This is a genomic window from Chloroflexota bacterium, from assembly GCA_026710945.1.
GTDB lineage: Bacteria > Chloroflexota > UBA11872 > VXOZ01 > VXOZ01 > VXOZ01.
In genome coordinates this window covers 43,836-65,895 of sequence record JAPOQA010000040.1, presented here as the reverse complement: position 1 = coordinate 65,895, position 22,060 = coordinate 43,836, and the positions used below count along the sequence as shown (strand labels likewise).

The 22,060-nt window shown below is 57.3% G+C and carries 15 protein-coding genes; 14 read left to right on the top strand and 1 reads right to left on the bottom strand.

Annotated elements, in window-relative coordinates:
• The first annotated feature begins 39 nt into the window (after positions 1–39).
• From OXE05_08210 to OXE05_08190, 5 genes are all read left to right on the top strand, one after another.
• Entirely contained in the window at positions 40–1,236 is a 1,197-nt protein-coding gene (locus OXE05_08210) for a DNA double-strand break repair nuclease NurA (protein ID MCY4437297.1), read from the top strand.
• A 12-nt stretch (positions 1,237–1,248) separates the two neighbouring features.
• The gene (locus tag OXE05_08205; protein ID MCY4437296.1) at positions 1,249–1,845 is read left to right on the top strand and encodes a hypothetical protein; all 597 of its coding nucleotides are present in this window, start codon (positions 1,249–1,251) and stop codon (positions 1,843–1,845) included.
• A 350-nt stretch (positions 1,846–2,195) separates the two neighbouring features.
• Positions 2,196–2,969 carry an aldolase/citrate lyase family protein gene (locus OXE05_08200; protein MCY4437295.1) on the top strand — a complete coding sequence of 258 codons (774 nt, stop codon included), beginning with the start codon at positions 2,196–2,198 and terminating at the stop codon, positions 2,967–2,969.
• A gap of 80 nt (positions 2,970–3,049) precedes the next feature.
• A complete protein-coding gene (locus tag OXE05_08195) occupies positions 3,050–4,924 on the top strand; it encodes an ATP-binding protein (GenBank protein ID MCY4437294.1) in 1,875 nt (624 codons plus the stop codon).
• A gap of 92 nt (positions 4,925–5,016) precedes the next feature.
• Positions 5,017–6,072, top strand: coding sequence for a Gfo/Idh/MocA family oxidoreductase (locus OXE05_08190; protein MCY4437293.1), 1,056 nt, complete (start codon positions 5,017–5,019; stop codon positions 6,070–6,072).
• Between the two features lie 803 nt (positions 6,073–6,875).
• Here OXE05_08190 and OXE05_08185 read toward each other — a convergent pair.
• Positions 6,876–7,835 carry an aldo/keto reductase gene (locus tag OXE05_08185; GenBank protein MCY4437292.1) on the bottom strand — a complete coding sequence of 320 codons (960 nt, stop codon included), beginning with the start codon at positions 7,833–7,835 and terminating at the stop codon, positions 6,876–6,878.
• A gap of 183 nt (positions 7,836–8,018) precedes the next feature.
• Here OXE05_08185 and OXE05_08180 point away from each other — a divergent pair, with 183 nt between their 5' ends.
• From OXE05_08180 to OXE05_08140, 9 genes are all read left to right on the top strand, one after another.
• Entirely contained in the window at positions 8,019–11,534 is a 3,516-nt protein-coding gene (locus OXE05_08180; protein MCY4437291.1) for a DUF4020 domain-containing protein, read from the top strand.
• Between the two features lie 244 nt (positions 11,535–11,778).
• Positions 11,779–12,945, top strand: a complete 1,167-nt coding sequence (sucC, locus tag OXE05_08175) for an ADP-forming succinate--CoA ligase subunit beta (protein ID MCY4437290.1) — start codon at positions 11,779–11,781, stop codon at positions 12,943–12,945.
• Positions 12,942–13,814: a succinate--CoA ligase subunit alpha gene (gene sucD / locus OXE05_08170; protein ID MCY4437289.1), complete on the top strand. Its 873-nt coding sequence runs from the start codon at positions 12,942–12,944 to the stop codon at positions 13,812–13,814. The genes sucC and sucD overlap by 4 nt, the downstream gene beginning before the upstream one ends.
• Before the next feature lie 41 nt (positions 13,815–13,855).
• Positions 13,856–15,169: a neutral/alkaline non-lysosomal ceramidase N-terminal domain-containing protein gene (locus tag OXE05_08165; GenBank protein ID MCY4437288.1), complete on the top strand. Its 1,314-nt coding sequence runs from the start codon at positions 13,856–13,858 to the stop codon at positions 15,167–15,169.
• A gap of 238 nt (positions 15,170–15,407) precedes the next feature.
• The gene (locus OXE05_08160) at positions 15,408–17,174 is read left to right on the top strand and encodes a 2-oxoacid:acceptor oxidoreductase subunit alpha (GenBank protein MCY4437287.1); all 1,767 of its coding nucleotides are present in this window, start codon (positions 15,408–15,410) and stop codon (positions 17,172–17,174) included.
• Positions 17,167–18,033, top strand: a complete 867-nt coding sequence (locus tag OXE05_08155; GenBank protein MCY4437286.1) for a 2-oxoacid:ferredoxin oxidoreductase subunit beta — start codon at positions 17,167–17,169, stop codon at positions 18,031–18,033. Before OXE05_08160 ends, OXE05_08155 begins: the two co-directional genes overlap by 8 nt.
• A 280-nt stretch (positions 18,034–18,313) precedes the next feature.
• On the top strand, positions 18,314–19,990 hold the full coding sequence (locus OXE05_08150; GenBank protein ID MCY4437285.1) for an FAD-dependent oxidoreductase: 1,677 nt from the start codon (positions 18,314–18,316) through the stop codon (positions 19,988–19,990).
• Positions 19,991–20,950 carry a succinate dehydrogenase iron-sulfur subunit gene (sdhB, locus tag OXE05_08145; protein MCY4437284.1) on the top strand — a complete coding sequence of 320 codons (960 nt, stop codon included), beginning with the start codon at positions 19,991–19,993 and terminating at the stop codon, positions 20,948–20,950.
• The gene (locus OXE05_08140) at positions 20,947–21,837 is read left to right on the top strand and encodes a CoB--CoM heterodisulfide reductase iron-sulfur subunit B family protein (GenBank protein MCY4437283.1); all 891 of its coding nucleotides are present in this window, start codon (positions 20,947–20,949) and stop codon (positions 21,835–21,837) included. The genes sdhB and OXE05_08140 overlap by 4 nt, the downstream gene beginning before the upstream one ends.
• Positions 21,838–22,060: the final 223 nt, after the last annotated feature.

Genomic DNA, 22,060 nt, shown 5'->3' with positions numbered 1-22,060 from the left:
TGGGACTGCCCCCTTCCGCGGGCAAGTGCGGAGGACTTCATGTTCTACCGAGATAAAATAATCAAGGCGCTCGACGACAAACGCGAGGCGCTGACACAGCTCGATCAAGAGCAACGGTTACGACTGCAGGGGCTATTTGCGGCATGTGATTCTCTCTCGGGGATGAGCGCCGCTGAACTCCGCGAGCGGCTCGCCCCGGAAGCTGCGCCGGGCGCACTACCTACCGACGAATTTGACAGAGCCCCGGGAATTCACATGCCGTTTTCGGAGGCTTGGGACAATGTCGCCGCGATGCGCCACTGGGCGGCAGAGATTCTCGCGGATGTATCCGTATGCGCGGTCGACGGCAGCCAGTTGCCGGCCACCAAGGACTTTCCCTTGCCGGTAGCCGCCGTACAGATTGCCTGGTTCATCAACCCGCACTCGTCCCGAGACTCGTATGTGAAGGATGCGCACGTGGAAGTGCTGACGCCCCGCGATCTTGGGGACGACGAGAGCGATGCGAACACTTGGATCTCCCTGCGCCGCTACGAGCTTGAGGTTGCTCGCATCAACACCTTCATGCGTGAGCACCGCGGGCACGGAGAACGGGCTGTAGCCCTCTTCGACGGCTCACTCACGGTCTCATTCGCCGGCCCCAAACCTGAGGTGCGCGACCGCTACCGGGCCGCGGCTGTGAGTATGCTGCGAACTTCGGAAGAGTGCCGGGTGCCGCTGATCGCCTACATTGATCGGTCGCGCGCCCGCGACTTTGCGCGGATGCTGTGTTATGTCCAAGGCAGCAGCCTCTTGAGCGCTTCACTTATCAGCGATGCGGCGCTCTTGGATGGACCGAGGAGTGACGACCGGCCATGGCGGCTGCCCGCGTTCTTTTGCCAGCGACAGGATGTCGTGCAGGAAGGCAACTACGCGGACCCTGAGACCGGCCGGAGCTACAGCAACGAAATTTGCTTTACGTACCTCAAGATTAATAGCGGACCACCGGCGCGGCTCGAATTTCCCGCCTGGCTGCTTCGCGCCGGTATGCTCGACTGCGTGATAGACTGGGTGCGAGCGGAGGCAATTGGCGGCGGCGGCTATCCCTATGCGATCCAAGCCGCTGACGCAGCCGCAGTAATTACGTTTGCAGACCGGCAACGGTACTTGCGTGCGCTTGAAGAATTCGGACGCCACCATGACATTCGCACGATGCTCGCGTCCGCAAAACAGGCGAGCAAAGAGCGGCGAAGGGCATAAGGGGTTTCAGCCATGCCAGTGATTGGACGTATCGTTAAGTCCAACTCCCATACCGACTACGTCTGCCAGGTCTTCGCCCCCCACGAAACGGATTACGATCCCGTACCTGAGGCCTTCGCTTTCGGTCGATTTGTGGTAACGCCAATTGATCCTGCGGGCGAACGAACGGCAGTGGGAATTGTGTACGACACCATTCTCCTCAATCCTGACTACGGCAGTGTCGGCCCCCGCCTGAATCCTCCCTCAGACCAAGTAATGCTTGCCCCCGATTACTTGGTGGAAAAGGCCACCGCCGTCGGCATCATCATCGTAGGCTATCGGGACGAAGAGGCTAACGAACACGGCGTCATTCCGTACTCATTGCCCGTGGATGCAGAAGTTGCCAGCATGAGTGATGAAGACACAAGGCGATTCCACAGAGTAGACGGACACCTTTCCCTCGGCTACCTTCCTCATCTCATCTCGCACCAGAGTCCTCTCGTCACAGAACTCGGCCTTGCCGTCATTCGCCAATTGCTCTCGCTTTTCCCCGAACCCGGCGACCAGCGCCTGCTGCGCACACTTGCCGCCCACTTCTCCTGGCAGGCAAGAGTTACACCGCTCGGGTAGCAGCATCTTGACGGATACCGACACTACCCTGAAAACAGGCCATTTAACTCCGGTAGCGCAGATTTAGAATCTGCGGCTCCGGTAGCGAATGTTTCAAACCTGCGGCCACCGCCGCTATGCCAGCGCAAAGCCTGTCCGGGGACATTGAAATAGGGGAAGCGGGGGCGCTGGACAAGCCCCGGCGCACGCTTGCGGGAGTGATGACTTTGCCGGCAGTCCCTATGCATAGAGGGCGTATCGAGCAGGAATGCCTGGGACGGTTCATACATTCCTTTTGCAGTACGCTAGCTCTGGTACACTTAGGTAGAATTTTTGTTCCCTTCCTTCAGAGAACATAAGGTGATTGGCGCATGCGCGAAAACCCGGTCAAGCAGCTTCTTAGCGCGGGGAAACCCGCAATCGGCACCTGGCTCACCCTAGGCGACCCGCTGGCGACGGAATCTCTGGCGCACATGGCATTTGACTGGCTCAACGTCGATATGGAGCACGGTTCCATTGACGTGCGTGAAACCCGCGCCCTGTTTCAGGTCATCAATACAACTGATGTCGTGCCAACCGCTCGCGTGCCCTGGAACGACCACGTGTGGATTAAGCGTGTGCTCGATGCCGGCGCATACGGCGTCGTAGTGCCGATGGTGCGCACGCGCGATGAGGCTGAGCGAGCCGTTGCGGCATGCCACTATCCTCCTGCCGGCATGCGCAGCATCGGCAGCGGGCGCAATCACTATGCCTTCCGCACAACACAAGCCGCGTATCTGGAACATGCCAACGATCAGTTGCTCGTAGTCATTCAGATCGAGCATGCCGATGCCATACGGCGGCTCGACGAAATCCTCAGCGTCCCCGGCATCGACGCCGCTTTCATCGGGCCGAACGATCTCTGTGCCTCTTTGGGCCTGCCGCCCAGCACCGATAGCCATCATCCGGACTTCGAAGCTGCCATTGGCCAGGTCGTATCGGTAGCTCAAAAGTACGGCGTGGCTCCCGGTATTCATACCAGCTCCGGCCAAGCGCTGAACATGCGGCTCGAGCAAGGCTTCCGCTACATGGGCCTCGCCAACGACCAGCGGCTTCTCATCAAGGGCGCAACCGATGAACTGGACATTATCCGGCGGGAGCAATAGGCGACAAGGCACTTTAGTAGCTGCCGCTACGGCCAACCCTGGAATGGGTCAGGGAGCGTCACAACCAAGAGCGCAGACCGATGATTATTGGCATTGCCAAGGGACCCGGCGAAACACCGAACGAGTATACATTCGTCACCCCCGATACCGAGCGGCGGGGAAAGACGAGCGAGGTCGTCTATTACGAAGCCGAGGTTGACGGCACGCAGCGTCAAATACTCGGACGTGTGATACGGCGCGTTCCGCTGCGGCTCTATCCGGATTCCTTCCTCGCCCATCCGGAAGTTGACCCGGCGCAAATGGCAGCGCTCGTCGGCTACCACAGTTCTTCCGAGCTGTCCCCGAATGGCACGGCTGGACCCGATACTGCCTCTGACGAACTATTCGAAATCCACGTCAGCATCATGGGCTACCACGATGCGCAGTTGAGCGCCTTCGTCAATCCACGCATCCCGCCGCGCATAGGCTGGAAAATCTACCTGGCCCCGGACGACGCGCTCGCAGCGGTGTTGAATCGAGTCGCGTTTGACCGAAATATTGGCGAAGCAGAGCGAGGCGGTGCATTTGTCGGGTCTTTACTCTCCCGTCCCGCCTTTAACCCCAAAGCAGATTTCACCGAGGGAGTCCCGGTGGTATTGGATGTCCGTTCCATTACGGCAACGCACATGGCAATTATCGCCGGTACCGGCGCAGGCAAAAGTTATCTTGCCTCCGTCTTGATCGAAGAGATGATGAAGTCCATCAACCGCGCCAGTATTCTCGTTGTAGACCCTCATGGGGAGTACGATACGCTGGAGGAAATTCGAAATGCCGCCGACTTCAGTGCCGACGACGGTTACAAGGCAGAGGTAAGGACCGTCCCCCAGGACCAGGTGAAGATTCGTGTGTCTGACCTTACGTTCTACGACATGCGCTTCCTTCTCGGCGCGCAATTCGGCCTCTCCGGACCCATGGAATACGCACTGCGATTGGCGTTGGATCGCGTGGAGGGCGATCGCAAAGACAAGACCCCATGGACAACGGGTGACCTCATTGGAACCTTGGAACACATGCAGAGCGGAGAGGAAGAGCAGGCTGCGGCACAGTCTCGTCATTCCCGCGAAAGTGGGAATCAATCTTCAGACGACGGCAACCTTGACTGGCTTGACGACGCTGGCGGAATGGAACAGCAAAGCAGTCGCGCCAAGCCGGATCTGCAAATGCGCGGCAGTGCACGAGCGTTGCATTGGCGCCTCAAAAGCCTCTTTGCCGAGTCACCGAACTTCGACAACATTGAAACCATTGATCTGCACCAGCTCTTCCGTCCCGGCCTCTGTTCCGTGCTGCAGCTCAACGAAATTGATCGCCGTCAGCAGCAAGTAATCGTGGCCGTGCTCTTGCGCATGATTTGGAAAGCCCGCATGAATGCGGCTAAGGGAATCGGCGGCCCGAAGGACCGACTTGATTATCCAGTCTTCGTTCTGCTCGAAGAGGCCCATCACTTTGCCCCGGCAAATGAAGACGTGGTCACCACGAATATCCTCAAGACCGTCCTGGCCGAGGGGCGCAAGTTTGGGGTAGGCGTGGGCCTCATCAGCCAACGCCCCGGCAAGCTTGATTCCGACGTGCTCTCGCAGTGTATGACGCAATTCCTGCTGCGCATCGTCAACGAGTATGACCAGAGCAGCGTGGCCGCGGCCGTCGAGAGCGCGAGCCATGACCTATTGGCGGAATTGCCGGCGCTCTCCAAGGGGCAGGCGATTGTGGCCGGAGCCGCCGTCAATACGCCGCTTTCCATTCGAGTCAGGCAGCGGATCACGCGCCACGGGGGCATAGAACCCGATGCGCCCGCCGAGTGGGCCAAGTACTTCTCGGACGAGACGCGCCGCCGACGCGAAGTGGACGCCTCCGGGCTGCCGGAAGGACCGCCGCGCGGGCGCAGCAACATTCTGCGCAAGAGCAGCGACCGTCGCTAATGAGACCCGAGCCGGCTACCTATGTGCGCTGGGCAGTAAGACCGGTCACGTTCACATGCAGTCATTCTTTGCCCATATAGAGGACTATCCAGATGCCCTTCAACTATGAGTACGATCGGCGCATACGCGCAGGATTCATCGGTTGCGGCAAGCATGCCTTTCAGAGTATTCTGCCCAGCTTGCAGTATGCTCCGGTGGAGTTGGTGGCGGTCTGCGATCTCATTGAGGAACGCGCCCGGTTTAGTGCACGGCAGTTTGGCGCCTTGCGCTGGTACACCGACTATGCCGAAATGCTTGATCAGGAGGAGCTTGACGCAGTCTTTGTAGTGCTCAATCACGACATACAAGGGCGACCGCAGTACGCGCCGGTGGCGATTGATGTGCTGCGGGCGGGAGTCCACGTTTGGATCGAGAAGCCGCCGGCATCGACGCTGGCCGAAATCGAGGAGATGCAAGCGGCGCGTGACCAAGCGCAGCGCTTCGTTCAGGTCGGTTTTAAGAAACCCTTCTATCCAGCCATCCAGCACGCCAAGGAATTAATGTCCCAACCGGAATTCGGCGCACCAACGTCGGCGTATGTCCACTACGCCGTAGACTTGCCGCCGGTCGAGGGGCGACCCCACAGTCCCGAGATGATGCGCTTCCTCCAGATCGGCTGTCATCCACTCTCGATTCTGCAATTCTTGCTCGGCTCGGCAAGGACACTTTACTTTGCCGACGAAACGCGTAGCGGCAGTTCGCTGGGCGTATTCGCGTTTACCAACGGCAGCATCGGCTGCCTGCACCAAGCCGCAGGCAAAGGGGAAAACGCGCCATGGGACCGTGTGGAGGTGAATGGCGAAGGTGCTTCCATAGTGGTTGAGAATGGCGTTGACCTTACGTACTATCCGCCGGGACAGCCGCGCTCCAGGGAGTCATTCGTCAGCGATGATGCCGCCGCTCCCCGCCGCTGGCTGCCAGACTTCTCCCACGGACGTCTTGCCAACAAGGGGCTCTTCCTCCTGGGCTACGCCCCCGAAATCATCGCCTTTGCCGAGAGCGTGCTCGAGAATACGCCGCCACAGACGGCAACGCTCGAGGACGCCCATGATGTCATTCGCATGTATCTTGGTTACACCCAAGCTGCGGGACAGGTCATTGCGCTGTAAGTCTCAGCTTTGTACTAGCTGAGCTTACATGAGCTGTAGCGCGGGGGCTTGCCCCCCCCCCCTCTTCCTTCTCTTCCTCAGGCACGCCAGCGCCGAGGCCAATCATGATCAGAATACCTGCGTAGCCTCAACTGCTTAGAGCTTAGTGATTAGTGCTTAGAGCTCAAACCGGCGGCGGTATCGGCGGCAAGTCAAAATCGCACTTCCAAGGCCAATGCTCCGTTCGTGCTGAGCTTGTCGAAGCATGGACGGAGCAAAGCGCTAGAATACTCAGGCCAACGAGACTGCCTTGCGACGCCCTGCAAGACTCATCAATATTTCCTCACACCAGCGGCAGTATCGGCGGCAAGTCGTAATCGCGCGCCTCCAAGGCCAATGCTCCGTTCGTGCTGAGCTTGTCGAAGCATGGACTGAGCAAAGCGCGAGAATTCTCAATCCAACGAGACCGACTAATGAAGCTTTGAAAAGCTCATCGCTTTTTCCTCACACCGGCGGCGATATCGGCGGCAAGTCGTAATCGCGCACTGCCAAGGCCAATGCTCCGTTCGTGCTGAGCTTGTCGAAGCATGGACGGAGCAAAGCGCTAGAATTCTCAGGCCAACGAGACTGCCTTGCGACGCCCTGCAAGACTCATCAATATTTCCTCACACCAGCGACGGTATCGGCGGCAAGTCAAAATCGCGCCTCCAAGGCCATTGCTCCGTTCGTGCTGAGCTTGTCGAAGCATGGACGGAGCGAAGCGCTAGAATACCCAATCCAACGAGACCGACTAATGAAGCTTCGAAAAGCTCGTCGCTTTTTCCTCACACCGGCGGCGGAATAGGCGGCAGATCGTAGTCGCGCGCCTCCAGATCCAAGACCTGTGCCATTTCCTCAGTTGTAACCGTCTTGCCACCCGAGGCCCGTACGTTGTCCTCGACTTCGGCAACCGTCATCGCCCCGGGAATCACGCCATGCACGCCCGGTGTGGCAAGCACGAACTGCAGCGCGGCCTGCGTCATCGTGCGCCCGTTCGTGAGAAAGTCCAGCTTCTCTACGCGCGCCAGCACGGCATCGATGAAGTCCGCCCTGAATTTGCGCCGGTCGTCATAATCGTCGAAGACCGTCTTGCGCGTAATGGCGCCGGTGAGGAACCCAAAGTAGAAGTTTTCTCGCGCGATTACACCTACGTTTCTTGCCTCAGCCATTGGGAAGAGCTCCGTGGCGGGCAAGGTGTATAAGAGACGATATGCCTGCTGGATGACATCCACCTGTCCCTGGTCGATGAGACGCATCGCCAGTGGAATACCCTCATCTACCGACATGACGGAGAAGCCTGTGGCTCTGATTTTGCCCTGCTCCTTCAGGCGGACGAGCGCTTCCAGGCCATCGTCACGAAAGAGATCCTCATCCGGGCTATGGAGATAGAAGATGTCCAGGTAGTCCGTACGCAGGCGGCGCAGGCTCTGCTCGACTTCGCGCATAACCCTTGGACCTGAGTAGTCAAAGTTCTGCCGCCCGCCGGGAAACATGCCCACCTTGCTGGCCAGCACCACCTCGTGACGTCGCCCCGCAATGGCATCGCCGATCACCTCTTCACTGCGGCCGTTGCCATATATGGGAGCGGTATCGATGTGATTAATGCCAAGCTCCAAGGCGCGCAAGATCGCGCCCCGCGACTCCGCGTCGTCCGCCCGCCCATAACGATCGCCGCCCATCCCCCACGTCCCCAACCCCACCTCCGAGATGCGTATGCCGGTTCTTCCCAACGTACGTAATTGCATTCTCCAGTCTCCTTAACAAGGTATTGCTACTAAAGCTGGCCCTAAATTCCTTAGACAGACTCCAAGCATCTACTAGCATTGCAATGCGAATCAAGTCCGCAGTCAACCCACGCAAGTTTACAAAGTATAATGATAGGTGTAGAGACTCAGGTGTGGCTACCGCATGCATTGGTGACTTCACAGATGAGAATTGCAGACATAGATTTCCCCCGGGAAGTAATGGATGCCTTACGCGACAACACGCTTGCTGTCTTCGCTGGAGCAGGTGTTTCTAAGGGGGAACCGGCTCGTCTACCAGATTTCAAACAGTTGGCTTGCGAGATCGCAAGTGGGACTGGCGTTGAATCGCAGAAGGGCGAAACCGAAGATCGCTTTCTGGGCCGACTCCAGCAAGAGAATAGGACAGATGTCCATGCCCTTGCCGCCAAAGCCCTTACGCGGGATGGCCTGAAGCCAAACGCTCTACATTTCAATCTCCTGCGGCTCTTTACAAGAGATCAGAGCGTTCGCCTCGTAACGACCAACTTCGACGAACTGTTCGAGCAGGCGGCCGAAATTGAAGATATGTTTGATACTAAACCCGAGCAGTTCCGAGCGCCCGCCTTGCCCTTGGGCGATGACTTCAGCGGCATCGTCCACGTTCACGGCGCGGTAAGCTGCCCCCACAATATGGTGCTTACTGACAAAGACTTTGGCAAGGCGTATCTGACCGAGGGCTGGGCGCGTCGCTTTCTTGTATCCCTCTTCCGCGAATACACGGTCCTCTTTGTAGGCTATAGCCACAGAGACACTGACATGCACTACTTGGCGCGTGCATTGCCAGTGAACGAAGCAAAGCGCTACGCTCTAATTGGCGACGAAGTGGGGAATGAAAGTGAGAAATTTCAGCGCTGGAAAACCCTTGGTATTGAACCAATTCTCTATCCAATACCAACCAAGAACGATCACGGCGCACTCGACTTAGGAATCGAACGCCTGGCGAATCATGTTCGCCTCGGCATATTGGGTTGGCAGCGCCTTATCAAGGACATTGCGCAGCAACCACCACCGCGCGGCAGGGAAGAGGCTGACGTCATCGAGGAAGCGCTTAGAGATGAGGTCAAGACCAGGTTCTTTGCCGAGCACGCCACGTCACCTGAATGGATTGAGTGGCTGGACGAGCGCAGTTACCTAGATTCACTGTTTGAATTCGGGGAACTTAACGGGATAGAGGGCATCCTCTCTTGGTGGCTTAGTAGCCAATTCGCGTGCCAACACCCCGATAGGCTCTTTCTCCTGATAGGGAGACACAACCTGCGCCTGCACCCGAATCTTTGGTGGAAGACAGGCCACCATGTCTCGAAGAGTGAGGCCGAGATAAATGAAACGGCCTTGTCACGCTGGATATCTGTATTGATCGCGGATATTCCGCAGGATACGAATTCTCACCATATCTTGTCCTCACTGGCTAGGCTGTGCGCGCAACAAGGACTGTTGAAGAGCTTGATTCAGTTGTTTGATGCGATGACGGCAAGCCGTCTAACCCTGAAGCAAGGGTACGACCTTGAAAACGATGAAAAGACGCCAATCAGAGCGGGATTAAGATTTACTGGCGCAACTTATGCACTCAGAGGTTTGTGGGAGGACAGCCTCAGACCTACAATCGACCAGGTCGTAGAATCTGTGATTAGCATTGCCACTAAGCGCTTGGAAGAAAGGGACAGCGTCCTTCGCATCTGGGGAACGAGCGAAAACTGGGAACGTCCTGCCATTGAGGAGCACGAACAGAATAGGTCAACCGGATTGTCGACTATCTTAGTTAATATAGCGCGGGATTCACTTGAATGGCTAGCGGAGAATCGGGCGAGTGCAGCAACGAGGTGGCGGAATTGTTTAGCTACTTCGGACGCTCCCATCTTACGTCGCCTTGCTTTGAACACTATTTGCGCTCAAAGAGAGCCTGCTTCGCATGAGAAGATCGAATGGCTACTGACAAACGTCAATATTCATGATCACGAAATCCACCACGAAGTATTCCGCTTAGCGGCACATGCTTATCCGAATGCCAACAAAAGGACCAAGAGAGCACTAGTCTCGGCAATTCTAGAGTTCCGCTGGGAGGGAAAGCAAGACACAACCTTGACACCTAGGCAGATTGAAGCACGGCACAAACTCGACTGGTTTCATTGGCTCATTTCAAATGATTTGGATTGCCCAATAGCGAAGCAAGCCCGTGATGAGACTTCAAGACTCCTTCCAGAATTCAGACCGCGAGAACATCCAGACTTCCTCATTTACTCAGAACTTTCGTTAGGTCCGCGAAGCCCTTGGACTGTTGAAGAGTTATTGGATAGACCAGCAGCCACTTGGCGAGAGGAGCTACTTGCATTCGATCCGAGTGAACACTACATGCTAAACCGCAATGGGTTGTTGAGTGTCTTAACCGAAGCGGCAAAGCAGAGTTTTGACTGGGGGTTCGAACTTGCTGAATCATTGGCACAGAGTGGAAATCTGGAAACTGACCTTTGGACCTCTTTGCTGAATGCCTGGATGGCTATGGACTTAGACGAGGAACAGTACCGTAGCGTGATTTCATGCCTAGCTAACAGTGGCATAGATGCCAAGTATGCCTATGAAATTGCCAATGTACTGTTCTCATTGGTGCAAAACAGGGGCAAACCCTATGCGCTAAAGCTACTCTCGGTCGCCAATAGCATCGCTTCCGCTCTTTGGCAAGACCTTAAATGGGAAGAGACAGATCAACACCTAGACGACTGGTTTGAAAGAGCCCACGAGCACACGGCAGGAAGGCTGACTGAGTTTTGGCTGCATGGACTTTCAGTCTGGCACAATGCCCAAGAGTCCACGCCCGAGTTTATGATCGATGAATATCGCGTACTTCTGTCAACAGTTGTCAACGACTCCACACTGCCCGGCAAATTGAGCATTTCCGTCCTTGCCAGCGAATTCGCGTTTCTATTGACAGTCGATAGAGCGTGGACGTTAGAGAACTTGCTCCCATCATTCGATCCCGACAGCAAAAACTGGGAAGTGGCACGGGAGGCTTTAGCTCGGATAATTCCCAATCCTAGTGTGGCGGAACTCTTGGAAGAGGCGTTCCTTGAAGCTGTCCAATGGTTTAGCACAAAGGGCGAATACCTACGCGACCAGTTCATTGAACGCTATATCTACATGATCGCCTACTTTGTCGAGGATCCTTTGAACACGTGGATACCCAAGCTATTCAATGATGGAGGTGCAGACATTGGGGAGGTCTTCACCTCCAATCTCAATGAGAATTACCTGTGGGAGATGGACGAAGCCACACAACGGGAGTGGTGGCATCGTTGGTTGAAGGACTACTGGGAAAACCGTCTTGAGGGAGTACCGTACGCTCTCACGCCCAAAGAAGTCGCACAGATGCTTCATTGGCCTGCGCAACTAACAGCCGTATTTCCCGAGGCCGTCGCGCTTGCAATGAGGATGGGAGAGAACACATCGGAGTTTGGCAACCTTCTATACAGTCTTCAGAAAGGCAATCTCCCCCAGCGATTTCCAAATGAACTCGCGCGCTTCTTGCTTCATTTGGACAAAATCGGTGTGCAGGACCACTGGTGGGGAGCAAAAGATCTTCTTAAGAATCTTCTAGAATCGAGCATCTCCAACGACACAAAGCACAATCTTAGGGAGCTTATGGCCAGGCAGGGACTCGAAGAGTGACCGTGCCAATGCGAGCGCATCCATTTCTGCCATTGAAGATGGAATCCCGCTGATTAGCTGGTGCAGCTAAGAATCTCCCTTTCCCCTTCTCCTGGACTCCGGCATGCGCCGGAGTGACAGCCAACTGGGCAGTCCACAGTTTTTTCCTGGAATCGGCAGTAATTCTCATTCGACACGTGGCTAGGAATTCCGGTATTCTGTTGCTGACATTCCTCAAAACCGGCAAAGGTTTAGTTTTCAATTCATGAAGATTCACGAATTTCAAGCGAAAGACATTCTGGCGCAGTACGGGTTGCCGATTCCGCCCGGGCATGTGGCGACCACGCCGGAAGAGGCGCGGGAGGCGGCGGCCGAGATTGGCGGTACTGTGGTCGTTAAAGCTCAGGTGCTTGTCGGTGGACGAGGAAAAGCGGGCGGCGTAAAGCTAGCCGCCACACCGGATGAGGCCGCGGAGAAGGCAGCGGACATCCTGGGCATGGACATCAAGGGCATCACCGTACAGCGGGTCTTGGTAGCGCAGGCCGTAGACATCGCTACCGAGATATATCTCGGGGTGATCCTCGACCGCACGACGAAGGCCATTACTATCATGGCAAGCGCGGAGGGCGGCGTGGAGATCGAGGAGGTCGCGCGGGAGACGCCGGAAAAAATTCATCGCGTGCACGTGCACCCCCTCGCCGGATTCGCCGACTACCAAGGCCGCCAACTGGCGTTCGACATTGGCATTCCGTCCGACCTGAGCAGGGATTTTGCACGCATCGTCAAGACTCTCGTGCAGGCGCTCACCGAGAACGACGGCGAGCTGGTTGAAATCAACCCGCTGGTCATCACCGCAGAAGGTACCATTCAGTGCATCGATGCCAAGATCAACCTGGACGACAACGCCCTCTTCCGCCACAAGTCTCTCGCGGACCTGCGCGACCACGATGAGGAAGAGCCCGCGGAACGCGCGGCCCGCGAAGCAGGACTGTCATTCGTCAAGTTGGACGGCACCATCGGCTGCGTTGTCAACGGCGCCGGACTCGCCATGGCGACCATGGACACGATCAAGCTAAGCGGCGGGAGCCCGGCCAATTTCCTCGATATCGGCGGCGGCGCCCGTGCCGAAAGCGTCGCCAATGCCCTGCGCATCATCCTCGATGACGAAAACGTAAACGCCATCCTCTTCAACATCTTTGGCGGCATTACCCGGTGCGACGAGGTAGCGCGGGGGATTGTAAGCGCCCTGCCGTCGCTATCCCGTCAGGTGCCGATGGTGGTGCGCCTGGTGGGCACCAACCAGGCAGAGGGTCGCGCAATCTTGCAAGAGGCCGGGCTCGTGGCTGCCGAAACCATGCATGCCGCTGCGCAGGAAGTAGTGAGAGTGGCGGCTTTGCCACAGGCGACTGCGCCGAAGGCGACGGGCGCATGAGCATACTAGTCGATGAGCAAACCCGCCTGCTCGTACAGGGCATCACCGGTCGTGAGGGCACGTTCCATACGGAGCAGATGGTGCAGTACGGTACGCAGGTTGTGGCTGGTGTTACTCCGGGCCGCGGGGGCCAGGAGGCATGCGGCGTGCCGGTCTACAATACGGTTTCCCAGGCGGTCCGCGAGACGGGCGCAAACGTCTCGATAATTTTTGTGCCCGGTCCTTTTGCGCCGGACGCCATCTTAGAAGCGGTGGATGCCGGTGTATCCTTCGTGGTCTGCATCAGCGAGCACATTCCCGTCCAAGACATGCTGCGCGTCTATCATTATGTAAATCTCAAGGGCGCACGCTTACAAGGGCCAAACTGCCCTGGCCTCATATCACCGGGTAAGGCCAAAGTGGGCATTATGGCAGGTGACATCCACATGCCCGGTCCCGTGGGCGTCGTCAGCCGCTCCGGCACCCTTACATATGAGGTGGTCTCTCATCTCACTGGCGAGAACGTCGGGCAGTCCACCGTCGTCGGCATTGGCGGCGATCCGGTGATTGGCACCGGCTTCATCGACGTCCTGCGCATGTTTGAAGGTGATCCGGAAACTGAAGCGGTGGTCATGATCGGCGAGATCGGCGGCACCGATGAGGAGGAGGCAGCCGCTTACATCGAGGCACACATGACCAAGCCCGTCGTTGGCTTTATTGCCGGTCGCACCGCCCCACCGGAGAAACGCATGGGACACGCCGGCGCAATCGTCTCGGGCGGCATTGGCACGGCGGAATCAAAAATCAACGCGCTCCAGGCCGCAGGCGTGGATGTGGCAGATTTCCCCCGCGATGCGGCGCTGCTGGCAGCCGATCGAATCAAGGGATAACTGCTGGAAAAGCTTTCATCTATGGGGAGGGCAGGGAACCTATGGCACTCTTACTTGGCGCCGCACAACGCAACATTTCGCCCCCATTGGGCACGCACATGGCGGGGTATTACCACGTACGGCCAGCCAGCGCCGTGCATGATGATCTCTTTGCCAGGGCGCTCGTCATCGACGACGGCGACACAGCAATTGCGCTGGTAACTTGCGATCTAGTCTCTATTCGTGAAGAAAGCGTTGTCAACGCTAGGCAGCAGATCGCAGCAGCCACCGACATTCCCGGCGGCAACGTGCTTATCTGCTGCACTCATACGCACACCGGCCCCATTACGCGCGGCGACCGTAGCTCAGCCACTTTTGGCAGCATGAGCGAATCGTACATGGCGAACCTGGAAGCGCAGATCGCCGGGGCCGTGCAGGAAGCATGGGTTTCTCGAACGCAAGGCACATTGCGCATCGGCAAGTCGCAAGAGACCCGCATTGCTTTCAACCGCCGCTTCCACATGCGTGACGGCAGTGTCAAAACAAACCCAGGCAAGAACAATCCCGATGTCATTGAGCCGGTCGGTCCTATCGATCCCGACGTTTACGTGCTGCTCGCGGAAACCAGCCGAGGCGATCCTATTGGTGTGCTCGTTAATTACTCGCTCCACGCCGACACAACCGGCGGCGACCAGATTTCGGCCGACTATTCCGGATGGATGGAGAAGCACTTCAAGAATATGTCGCCGGAGTTAGATGATGCCGTCCTGCTCTACGCCAACGGCTATTGCGGCGACATTAACCACGTCAACGTGAACGATCCAGACCAACTCAAGGGGTTTGCAGAGTCCGAGCGCATCGGCCGCTCGCTCGCTGAGAGTGCCACCCAGGCGTTATCTCACTTGGAACCACTACAGGGCGGAATCGTCCATGCGGCCCAGCGCATCGAAGCGCTGCCCGCGGTTGTTCCAACCGCGGAAGACATTGCCTGGGCGCGGGAAGCGGTGGCTACCTCACCGATGGGCGGCGGCCCGGGACGAGACGACCTGGTGAAGGCACATCGCAATCTGGCACTTCAGGAGTTGAACAAGCAGCACTTCGACACGGAAGTCCAGGTATTGGCCGTTGGCAACGTCGCGATTACGGCCCTCCCCGGTGAGATGTTCGTCGAACTTGGACTCGCCATCAAGGAGCACTCGCCATTCGAGCACAACCTGCTGGCAGAGCTGGCAAACGGCAACCTTGGGTACATCTGTACGGAAGCGGCATATCCGCAAGGGGCATATGAGCCGACATCCAGCCGCGTACTGCCGGGCTCCGGCGAGCAACTCGTCCGCGCGGCCCTCGACCTGCAGCGTACGATGGCTGGGACATAACACAGATGGAGACCGTTGCCGCCGCTGCTTGCGCCCTCTTGCCGGCGTAATGTTTGCACGAGCGCACCCTCGCCGCAGCACGCTGCTGTAATGATAGGCTCCGCTGGTTTATAATTGAAGAGGAATACACTATACTTGCTTTGCGCTATTGAATTGCGTTTGAGGAAGCATATCCTTTGACGGGGCAAGCGCAAGAGCACTAACAGTCGACTATTGCAGGAAGTAAAGTACACGGATAATGACGAGAAACGACCTAGTCATCCGCGTCGCTGGTGAGGCTGGCGAAGGGATAGTTTCAACCGGCCAACTGCTCACCCAAGCGGCACTGCGGGGCGGATTCCACGTTCTCACCTACTCACAGCCGCCGTCCGAGATCAAGGGCGGGCATGCGTTCTATCAAATCAGGCTCAATGCGTACCGCTCCTATAGTAAAGGCGATTCCGTAGATATTCTTCTCGCCTTCAATCAGGAAGCATACGACCGCAACGCAGCCGAAACGAAAGATGACGGCTTATTGGTCTATGACCCTTCAGAGGTGACGCCGTCAGCAGATAGTCACTTCGTACAAGTAGAATTCCCGCTCAACGATATCGCCAAGAATCAGCTCAAATTTCCCATCGCCAAGAATGTTGTGGCGGTTGGCGCGCTGGCGGAGCTCTTTGGCTTGCCGACAAAGCACCTTGATTCCCTCATCGAAGAACGATGGTTGCGGAAAGGCGAAGCGGTAGTCCAGAAGAATTTGGACGCACTGCGCGCGGGAATTGACTATGTCATTGCAAACGTCCCGCAGCGAGAGAACTTTGCCCTCTACCCTGAGAAATCTCATGCCGGTGAAATCATGGTGAGCGGCAGTGAAGCAATCGGCCTTGGTGCAATTGCCGCCGGATGCGGCTTTATGGCGGGCTATCCAATTACACCTGCCAGCGACATCAAAGAATTCCTAGAGGTACACTTGCCAAAAACTGGCGGCCACGCGCTGCAAGCGGAAGACGAACTTGCCGCCATCGGCATGGTGCTCGGGGCATCGTTCGCGGGATCAAAAGCGATGACGGCGACCTCCGGCCCCGGTTTTAGCTTGATGATCGAGATGCTTGGACTTGCAGCGATGGCGGAACTCCCCTGCGTCATCGTGGACGCGCAGCGGGCCGGGCCTTCAACCGGCATGCCGACCCGCCATGAGCAGGGCGATCTCTACCAGGCCGCCTTTGCGGGACATGGCGAGTGCCCCCGCATAGTGTTGGCGCCCACATCGGTAAGAGACTGTTTCTACCAAACGGTTAATGCTTTCAATCTCGCTGAGAAATATCAGACTCCCGTCATCCTGCTTGGCGATACGCTGCTAAATGTACGCTCAGAGAGCATTCCCCGTCCTGACTTGAACGAAGTCGCAGTAATAGACCGTCTGTTGTTCTCTGAGAACGGCAACGGCGTCGGCGTCGTTGACGAGGGCGGTAGCATGAACGGTGAGTATCATCGCTACGTGCTCACGGAGAACGGAGTCTCACCCATGGCCGTCCCAGGTCAAGCAGGCGGGCAGTATATTGCCACCGGCCTTGAGCATAACGAAGAAGGCCTCCATCGCTATGACGAGGCAACGCATACAATCATGACCCAGAAACGCTTTCGCAAACTCGAGCGCGCAGCTCTTGAGGCGCCTGAGGCAGACCGGTTCGGCGACCCGAGCGCTGAAATCGGCATTCTCACGTGGGGCTCTACTGTGGGCTCCGTCATCGAGGTAATTCGCCAAGCTGAGGAAGAAGGCCTAAAGCTCGATATGTTGGCGCCAAGAATGCTCATGCCGCTTCCGGACCATGAGTTGCGGCCCTTCATCGAAAGCAAGCGCGTGATCATAGTCCCGGAAGTAAATTACGTCGGTCAATTCGCCAACATGGTCACGAGCCAGTACCCGCGCGATTACGTGCGGATCAACATTTTCGGCGGCATGCCGTTCCGCGTCGACTGGCTCCTGGAACAGATAAGAGAGGAAGTGGCACAGCATGTCTAGTGTTATAACCGCAGAGAAGCGGAAGGTAGCCGATTACAAGGGCGATGAACGCCCGACGTGGTGCCCCGGTTGTGGTGACTTTGGCGTCCTCAACGCTGTCTTCAAGGCGTTAAGCGAGCACAACTTCGATCCCAAAGATGTGATCATCGTTTCCGGTATCGGTTGCTCTAGCCGCCTGCCCTTCTTTACTGATGCCTATGGTTTTCACACGGTTCACGGGCGTGCGATGCCGGTTGCCGCCGGGATTCGCGCGGTACGGCCGGAAATGCCGGTCTTGGCCATGGGTGGTGACGGCGATGCCTTCGCCATAGGTGTGGGACATCTCATTCACGCCATCCGACGCAACCTGAACATTTGCTACGTGGTGATGGATAACGCGGTGTACGGCCTTACCAAAGGGCAGACTTCTCCCACCGCCGAGCGCGGCCTGGCGACCAAAGCAACGCCGCAAGGCGCCAGCGACCCGGCCGTAAATCCGCTTCTCCTTGCTCTCGCCACCGGTTGCACGTATGTCGCTCGCGGCTTTTCCAGCAAGCCCAAGGAACTGGCCGACCTCATCGCCCGCGGCATCGCGCATCAGGGGTTTGCCTTCATAGATACGTACAGCCCCTGCCCGACGTTCAATACGGTCAACACCTTCAAATACTATCGGGATGCCACAGAAGATCTTCCCGTCGACTTCGATCCTACGAATTTCAACACCGCCTTGCAATTTGCCGCCAGTGAAGACCCGCTCTATTTGGGTCTCTTTTACCAAGATGAACAGCCTACCTTCGAGGATCGCATCCTAAGCAACCGGCCGGAAGAAACAAGCAGTCCCATGACCGTGGTGGAGAATCTGTTCGAACAGATGAGCTAGTAGTTGGTCATTGCTACTCTCTAGAGAAGTCTCGCAAGCGGACTCCATAAAGCTGGAGTTCGCTTTTATGCGCCTGCTTGCGAGCCTCGGAGCTTTGCTTAACATTCATGCCGCCAGGACTGTATACTAGTGGCTGAGGGCTGGAAATTCGCCACGTCTGAAGCGTGTACTTCGCTGTAGGTGGCGAGACAATTATCCAGCCTATTTTGCAGTAATAGTAGATACGTTTTCGGTGCCAATGCACCGACTTTGATATTCATTTTCGTGGGAGTACCGTACCGTGCTGGAGCATGACGTCGTAGTGGTAGGCGCCGGTCTTGCCGGCATGCAAGCTGCGCTGCACGCGGCACGCCAGGGCGTAAGCGTTGCCATTCTCACGAAGGTACACCCCGTGCGCAGCCATTCAAACGCCGCGCAGGGCGGCATCAATGCTGCTATGGAAGAGGACGATCCCTGGGAAGACCACGCCTACGATACGGTTAAAGGCAGCGACTACCTGGGAGACCAAGACGCCATCGAGGTGTTGTGCAGTGAAGCTCCGGAAACGATCATCGAGCTTGAGCACATGGGGGTCATCTTCAACCGAGGCTCTCGCGGCCAGATAGACCTGCGCGCCTTCGGCGGCCAGGCACGCAAGCGCACCTGCTACGTGTCCGACATTACCGGCCAGGTCTTACTCCACGTCATTTACGAGCAACTGATGAAGGCCGGAACCACGGTCTATGAAGAGTGGTTTGTGACATCGCTCGTCCGTCAGAATGACGCGGTCTGCGGTGTAATTGCCATGGATCTGTGTACGGGTGAACTCCAACTCATCAAAGCGAAAGCCGTAATCCTTTGCACCGGCGGCTCCGGGCGCGTGTACGAACCCAGCAGCAACGCCCTCATCTGCACCGGCGACGGCTACGCACAGGCCTATCGCGTGGGCGCGCCCCTTATGGACATGGAAATGGTGCAGTACCACCCCACGACACTGCCAGGCAACGGCGCGCTCATGACCGAAGGGGCACGCGGCGAGGGGGCGTATCTCATCAATGCAGACGGTGAGCGTTTCATGAAGCGCTACGCGCCAAACATGATGGAACTGGCCTCGCGAGACGTGGTTTCGCGGGCGGAGCAGACTGAGATCAATGAAGGTCGGGACATTAATGGCTGTGTTCTCCTCGATGTTCGGCACCTTGATCGCAACACGATTCTGCAGAAGCTCAGCCAGATTCGCGAGCTTGGTCTCGAATATGAAGGTGTCGACATTATTGAAGAGCCCTGTCCCGTACGGCCCGGCATGCATTACATGATGGGCGGCATCAAGACGGACATCGAAGGAGCCACGTTCGTCAAGGGTCTCTACGCCGCCGGAGAATCGGCGTGCGTCTCCGTACATGGCGGCAATCGCCTGGGTGCCAACTCGCTTCTCGATACACTTGTGTTTGGCAAACGGGCGGGCACGTCCGCCGTCCTCTATGCAGATAGCATTGACTCTCCGGACATCCCGGACTCGCGCTTGCAGGAAGACCAGGAGCACATTAACGGCATTCTCGCTCAAGACAGAGACAGCGGGGAACGCGCCGCAGCGCTGCGGCTAACCATGGGTGAGACCATGCATCGGCATGTCGGCGTCTTCCGCACCCACAATGGCCTGGTTGAAGCGCAAGCCATTGTAGCTAACCTGAAGGAACGTTTTCGAAACGTTCGTGTCGATGACAGGGGCAAGATATTCAACACCGATCTGCTCTTTGCGTTGGAAGTCGGCCTGATGCTCGATGTCGCGGAAGCCATCGTGGCAGGCGCGCTGTTTCGCACCGAAAGTAGAGGCGCCCACTACCGTACCGACTACCCGGAGCGCAATGATGATGACTGGCTGAAGCATACCTTGGTGTTTCACGGTGACAGCGGCCCGCGCTTAGAAACGCTGCCCGTCACGATTACCCAGTGGCAACCAGCGAGGAGAACGTACTAAATGCAATTCAGGCTCACCGTTAGACGCTTTGATCCTGAGGCAGAGAATCCCGCTCCATACTGGCGTGAGTACGACGTGGATGTGCCTGAGAATGCTACGGTTCTCGACTGTCTTATCCACATTCGGGAGTACGTCGACGGTACGCTAGCCGTGCGCTGCTCGTGCCGGTCGGCCATCTGCGGATCGTGCATGATGCGCGTCAACGGCCAGGCGCGCCTGGCTTGCGCCACTAAAGCGAAAGACATGCAGGCCAGCGGCGATGCGATCACGGTTGAGCCGGGCGGCAACATGCCGGTGCTCAAGGATTTGATCGTGGACATGGATGTGTTTTGGAACAAGATCCGCCAGGTCAAACCTTGGCTGGAGCCGGTTCAGCCGGTTCCTGAGCGCGAATACCTGGTGCCCAATGAGACCATCCTCGATCTCACCGTGGCCATGAACTGCATCATGTGCGGTGCCTGCGTTTCCGACTGTACCTCCCTGGAAGTCGATAAGAATTTCCTCGGGCCGGCGGCCCTGGCGAAGGCGTACCGGTTCGTTGACGACCCCCGCGACGATACCAGGCAAGAGCGGCTGGTAGAACTCAGCGACTCCGGCGGCGTGTACGACTGCACGCATTGCTTCTTCTGTGTAGAAGTCTGTCCGAAAGGTGTCGCGCCGCTGGAGCGCATCGTGGAGATACGCGAGCGTGCCCAATCCGCGGGTGTCACGAATAATGCCGGTACCCGCCATGCAAAAGCCTTTGAAGGAATCATCCGAGACAGCGGCATCCTGGATGAGCCGATGCTCTTACTGCGCTCGATCGGCATGAATCCGGTGGAGCAAATGAAAAACGTGCCCGGCGGCGTGCGCCTCTTGCGCGCAGGTAAACTGCCGTTGGCTTCAGGCCCGTTTCATCACAAGATTCCGGGCCATGGCAATGTACAACGCCTCTTTGAAAAAGTGGAGTCTTCCCAGTGAAGTACGCCTTCTTTCCCGGTTGTGTCTCTCGGGGCGCATGCCCGGAGCTCATGCAATCTCTCACGGCAGTGGCGGCACACATCGGCATGGAACTGGAACTCATGGAGACCGCTTCGTGCACCGGCGCCGGCGTCATCAGCGAGCGCAATCAGAAACTGGCCGACGCCTTGAATGCCCGCAACTTTGCCTTGGCGGAACAGACCGGTTTGCCGCTCATGAACATTTGCAGCACGTGCCAGGGCGTGATGAGTAGTGTCAATGAGCGACTCAAGGCCCGACCGGAGTACCTGGCAGAGATCAATGAGATGCTCGCGGAAGAGGGCTTGTCGTATTCCGGCAGAGCTGAACCACGCAACTTCATGTGGGTGCTGGTGGAAGACTTCGGCCTGGATAATCTGCGCAAGCTCGTGAAGCGACCTCTATCGGAACTGAATGTCGCTCCCTTCTATGGCTGCTACATTTCACGCCCGACCGACATCCTGGGTTACCATGACTTTCCTCAGCGCGGAGTTTACCTTGAGATGATCATCGAGGCATGCGGCGCGACGCCGGTGGACTACTCCGGCAAGAAGAAGTGCTGTGGTTTCCCCATTATCACTATGAACCGCACGAATTCGCTCAAGATGGCGGGCAATCACGTCGGTGAAGCATCGGAAAAGGGCGCCGACTTCATGGTCACGCCCTGCCCGCTGTGTCACTTGAACCTGGACGCACAGCAGCCTGACGCCGCCAGAGTTGTACAAACACCCCTCAACTTACCGATATTGCACCTTTCACAACTCATCGGCATGGCACTGGGCCTCGACGATGCGGACCTTGGCCTCAATCGCCACGTCGTCTCCACCAATCCGGTGCGCGAGCGGCTCCATGCGCTGCCGCTAGCCTAGCAACTCAACACGTTTGTATTGATGAGTGAGAGTAACGGCAGCACAGGGCGCAGAGGCGGGGGACAAGCCCCCGCGCTACGGTTTGACTGGCGGTGTGCCGGCACGTGACGAGGACACAGATGCCGCCCTTCATCGGGTAGCGTAGGTTTGTAACCTGCGCCGTTTTCATGCGCCCTGCTTACAATCATCAAAGCAATGCACCGGCCATTCGGCCTGGGCAAGA

Excerpts from the sequence above, each read along its gene's own strand:
- OXE05_08210 (MCY4437297.1), top strand. The coding sequence starts at position 40 with ATGTTCTACCGAGATAAAATAATCAAGGCGCTCGACGACAAACGCGAG.
- OXE05_08205 (MCY4437296.1), top strand. The coding sequence starts at position 1,249 with ATGCCAGTGATTGGACGTATCGTTAAGTCCAACTCCCATACCGACTAC.
- OXE05_08200 (MCY4437295.1), top strand. The coding sequence starts at position 2,196 with ATGCGCGAAAACCCGGTCAAGCAGCTTCTTAGCGCGGGGAAACCCGCA.
- OXE05_08195 (MCY4437294.1), top strand. The coding sequence starts at position 3,050 with ATGATTATTGGCATTGCCAAGGGACCCGGCGAAACACCGAACGAGTAT.
- OXE05_08190 (MCY4437293.1), top strand. The coding sequence starts at position 5,017 with ATGCCCTTCAACTATGAGTACGATCGGCGCATACGCGCAGGATTCATC.
- OXE05_08185 (MCY4437292.1), bottom strand. The coding sequence starts at position 7,835 with ATGCAATTACGTACGTTGGGAAGAACCGGCATACGCATCTCGGAGGTG.
- OXE05_08180 (MCY4437291.1), top strand. The coding sequence starts at position 8,019 with ATGAGAATTGCAGACATAGATTTCCCCCGGGAAGTAATGGATGCCTTA.
- sucC (MCY4437290.1), top strand. The coding sequence starts at position 11,779 with ATGAAGATTCACGAATTTCAAGCGAAAGACATTCTGGCGCAGTACGGG.
- sucD (MCY4437289.1), top strand. The coding sequence starts at position 12,942 with ATGAGCATACTAGTCGATGAGCAAACCCGCCTGCTCGTACAGGGCATC.
- OXE05_08165 (MCY4437288.1), top strand. The coding sequence starts at position 13,856 with ATGGCACTCTTACTTGGCGCCGCACAACGCAACATTTCGCCCCCATTG.
- OXE05_08160 (MCY4437287.1), top strand. The coding sequence starts at position 15,408 with ATGACGAGAAACGACCTAGTCATCCGCGTCGCTGGTGAGGCTGGCGAA.
- OXE05_08155 (MCY4437286.1), top strand. The coding sequence starts at position 17,167 with ATGTCTAGTGTTATAACCGCAGAGAAGCGGAAGGTAGCCGATTACAAG.
- sdhB (MCY4437284.1), top strand. The coding sequence starts at position 19,991 with ATGCAATTCAGGCTCACCGTTAGACGCTTTGATCCTGAGGCAGAGAAT.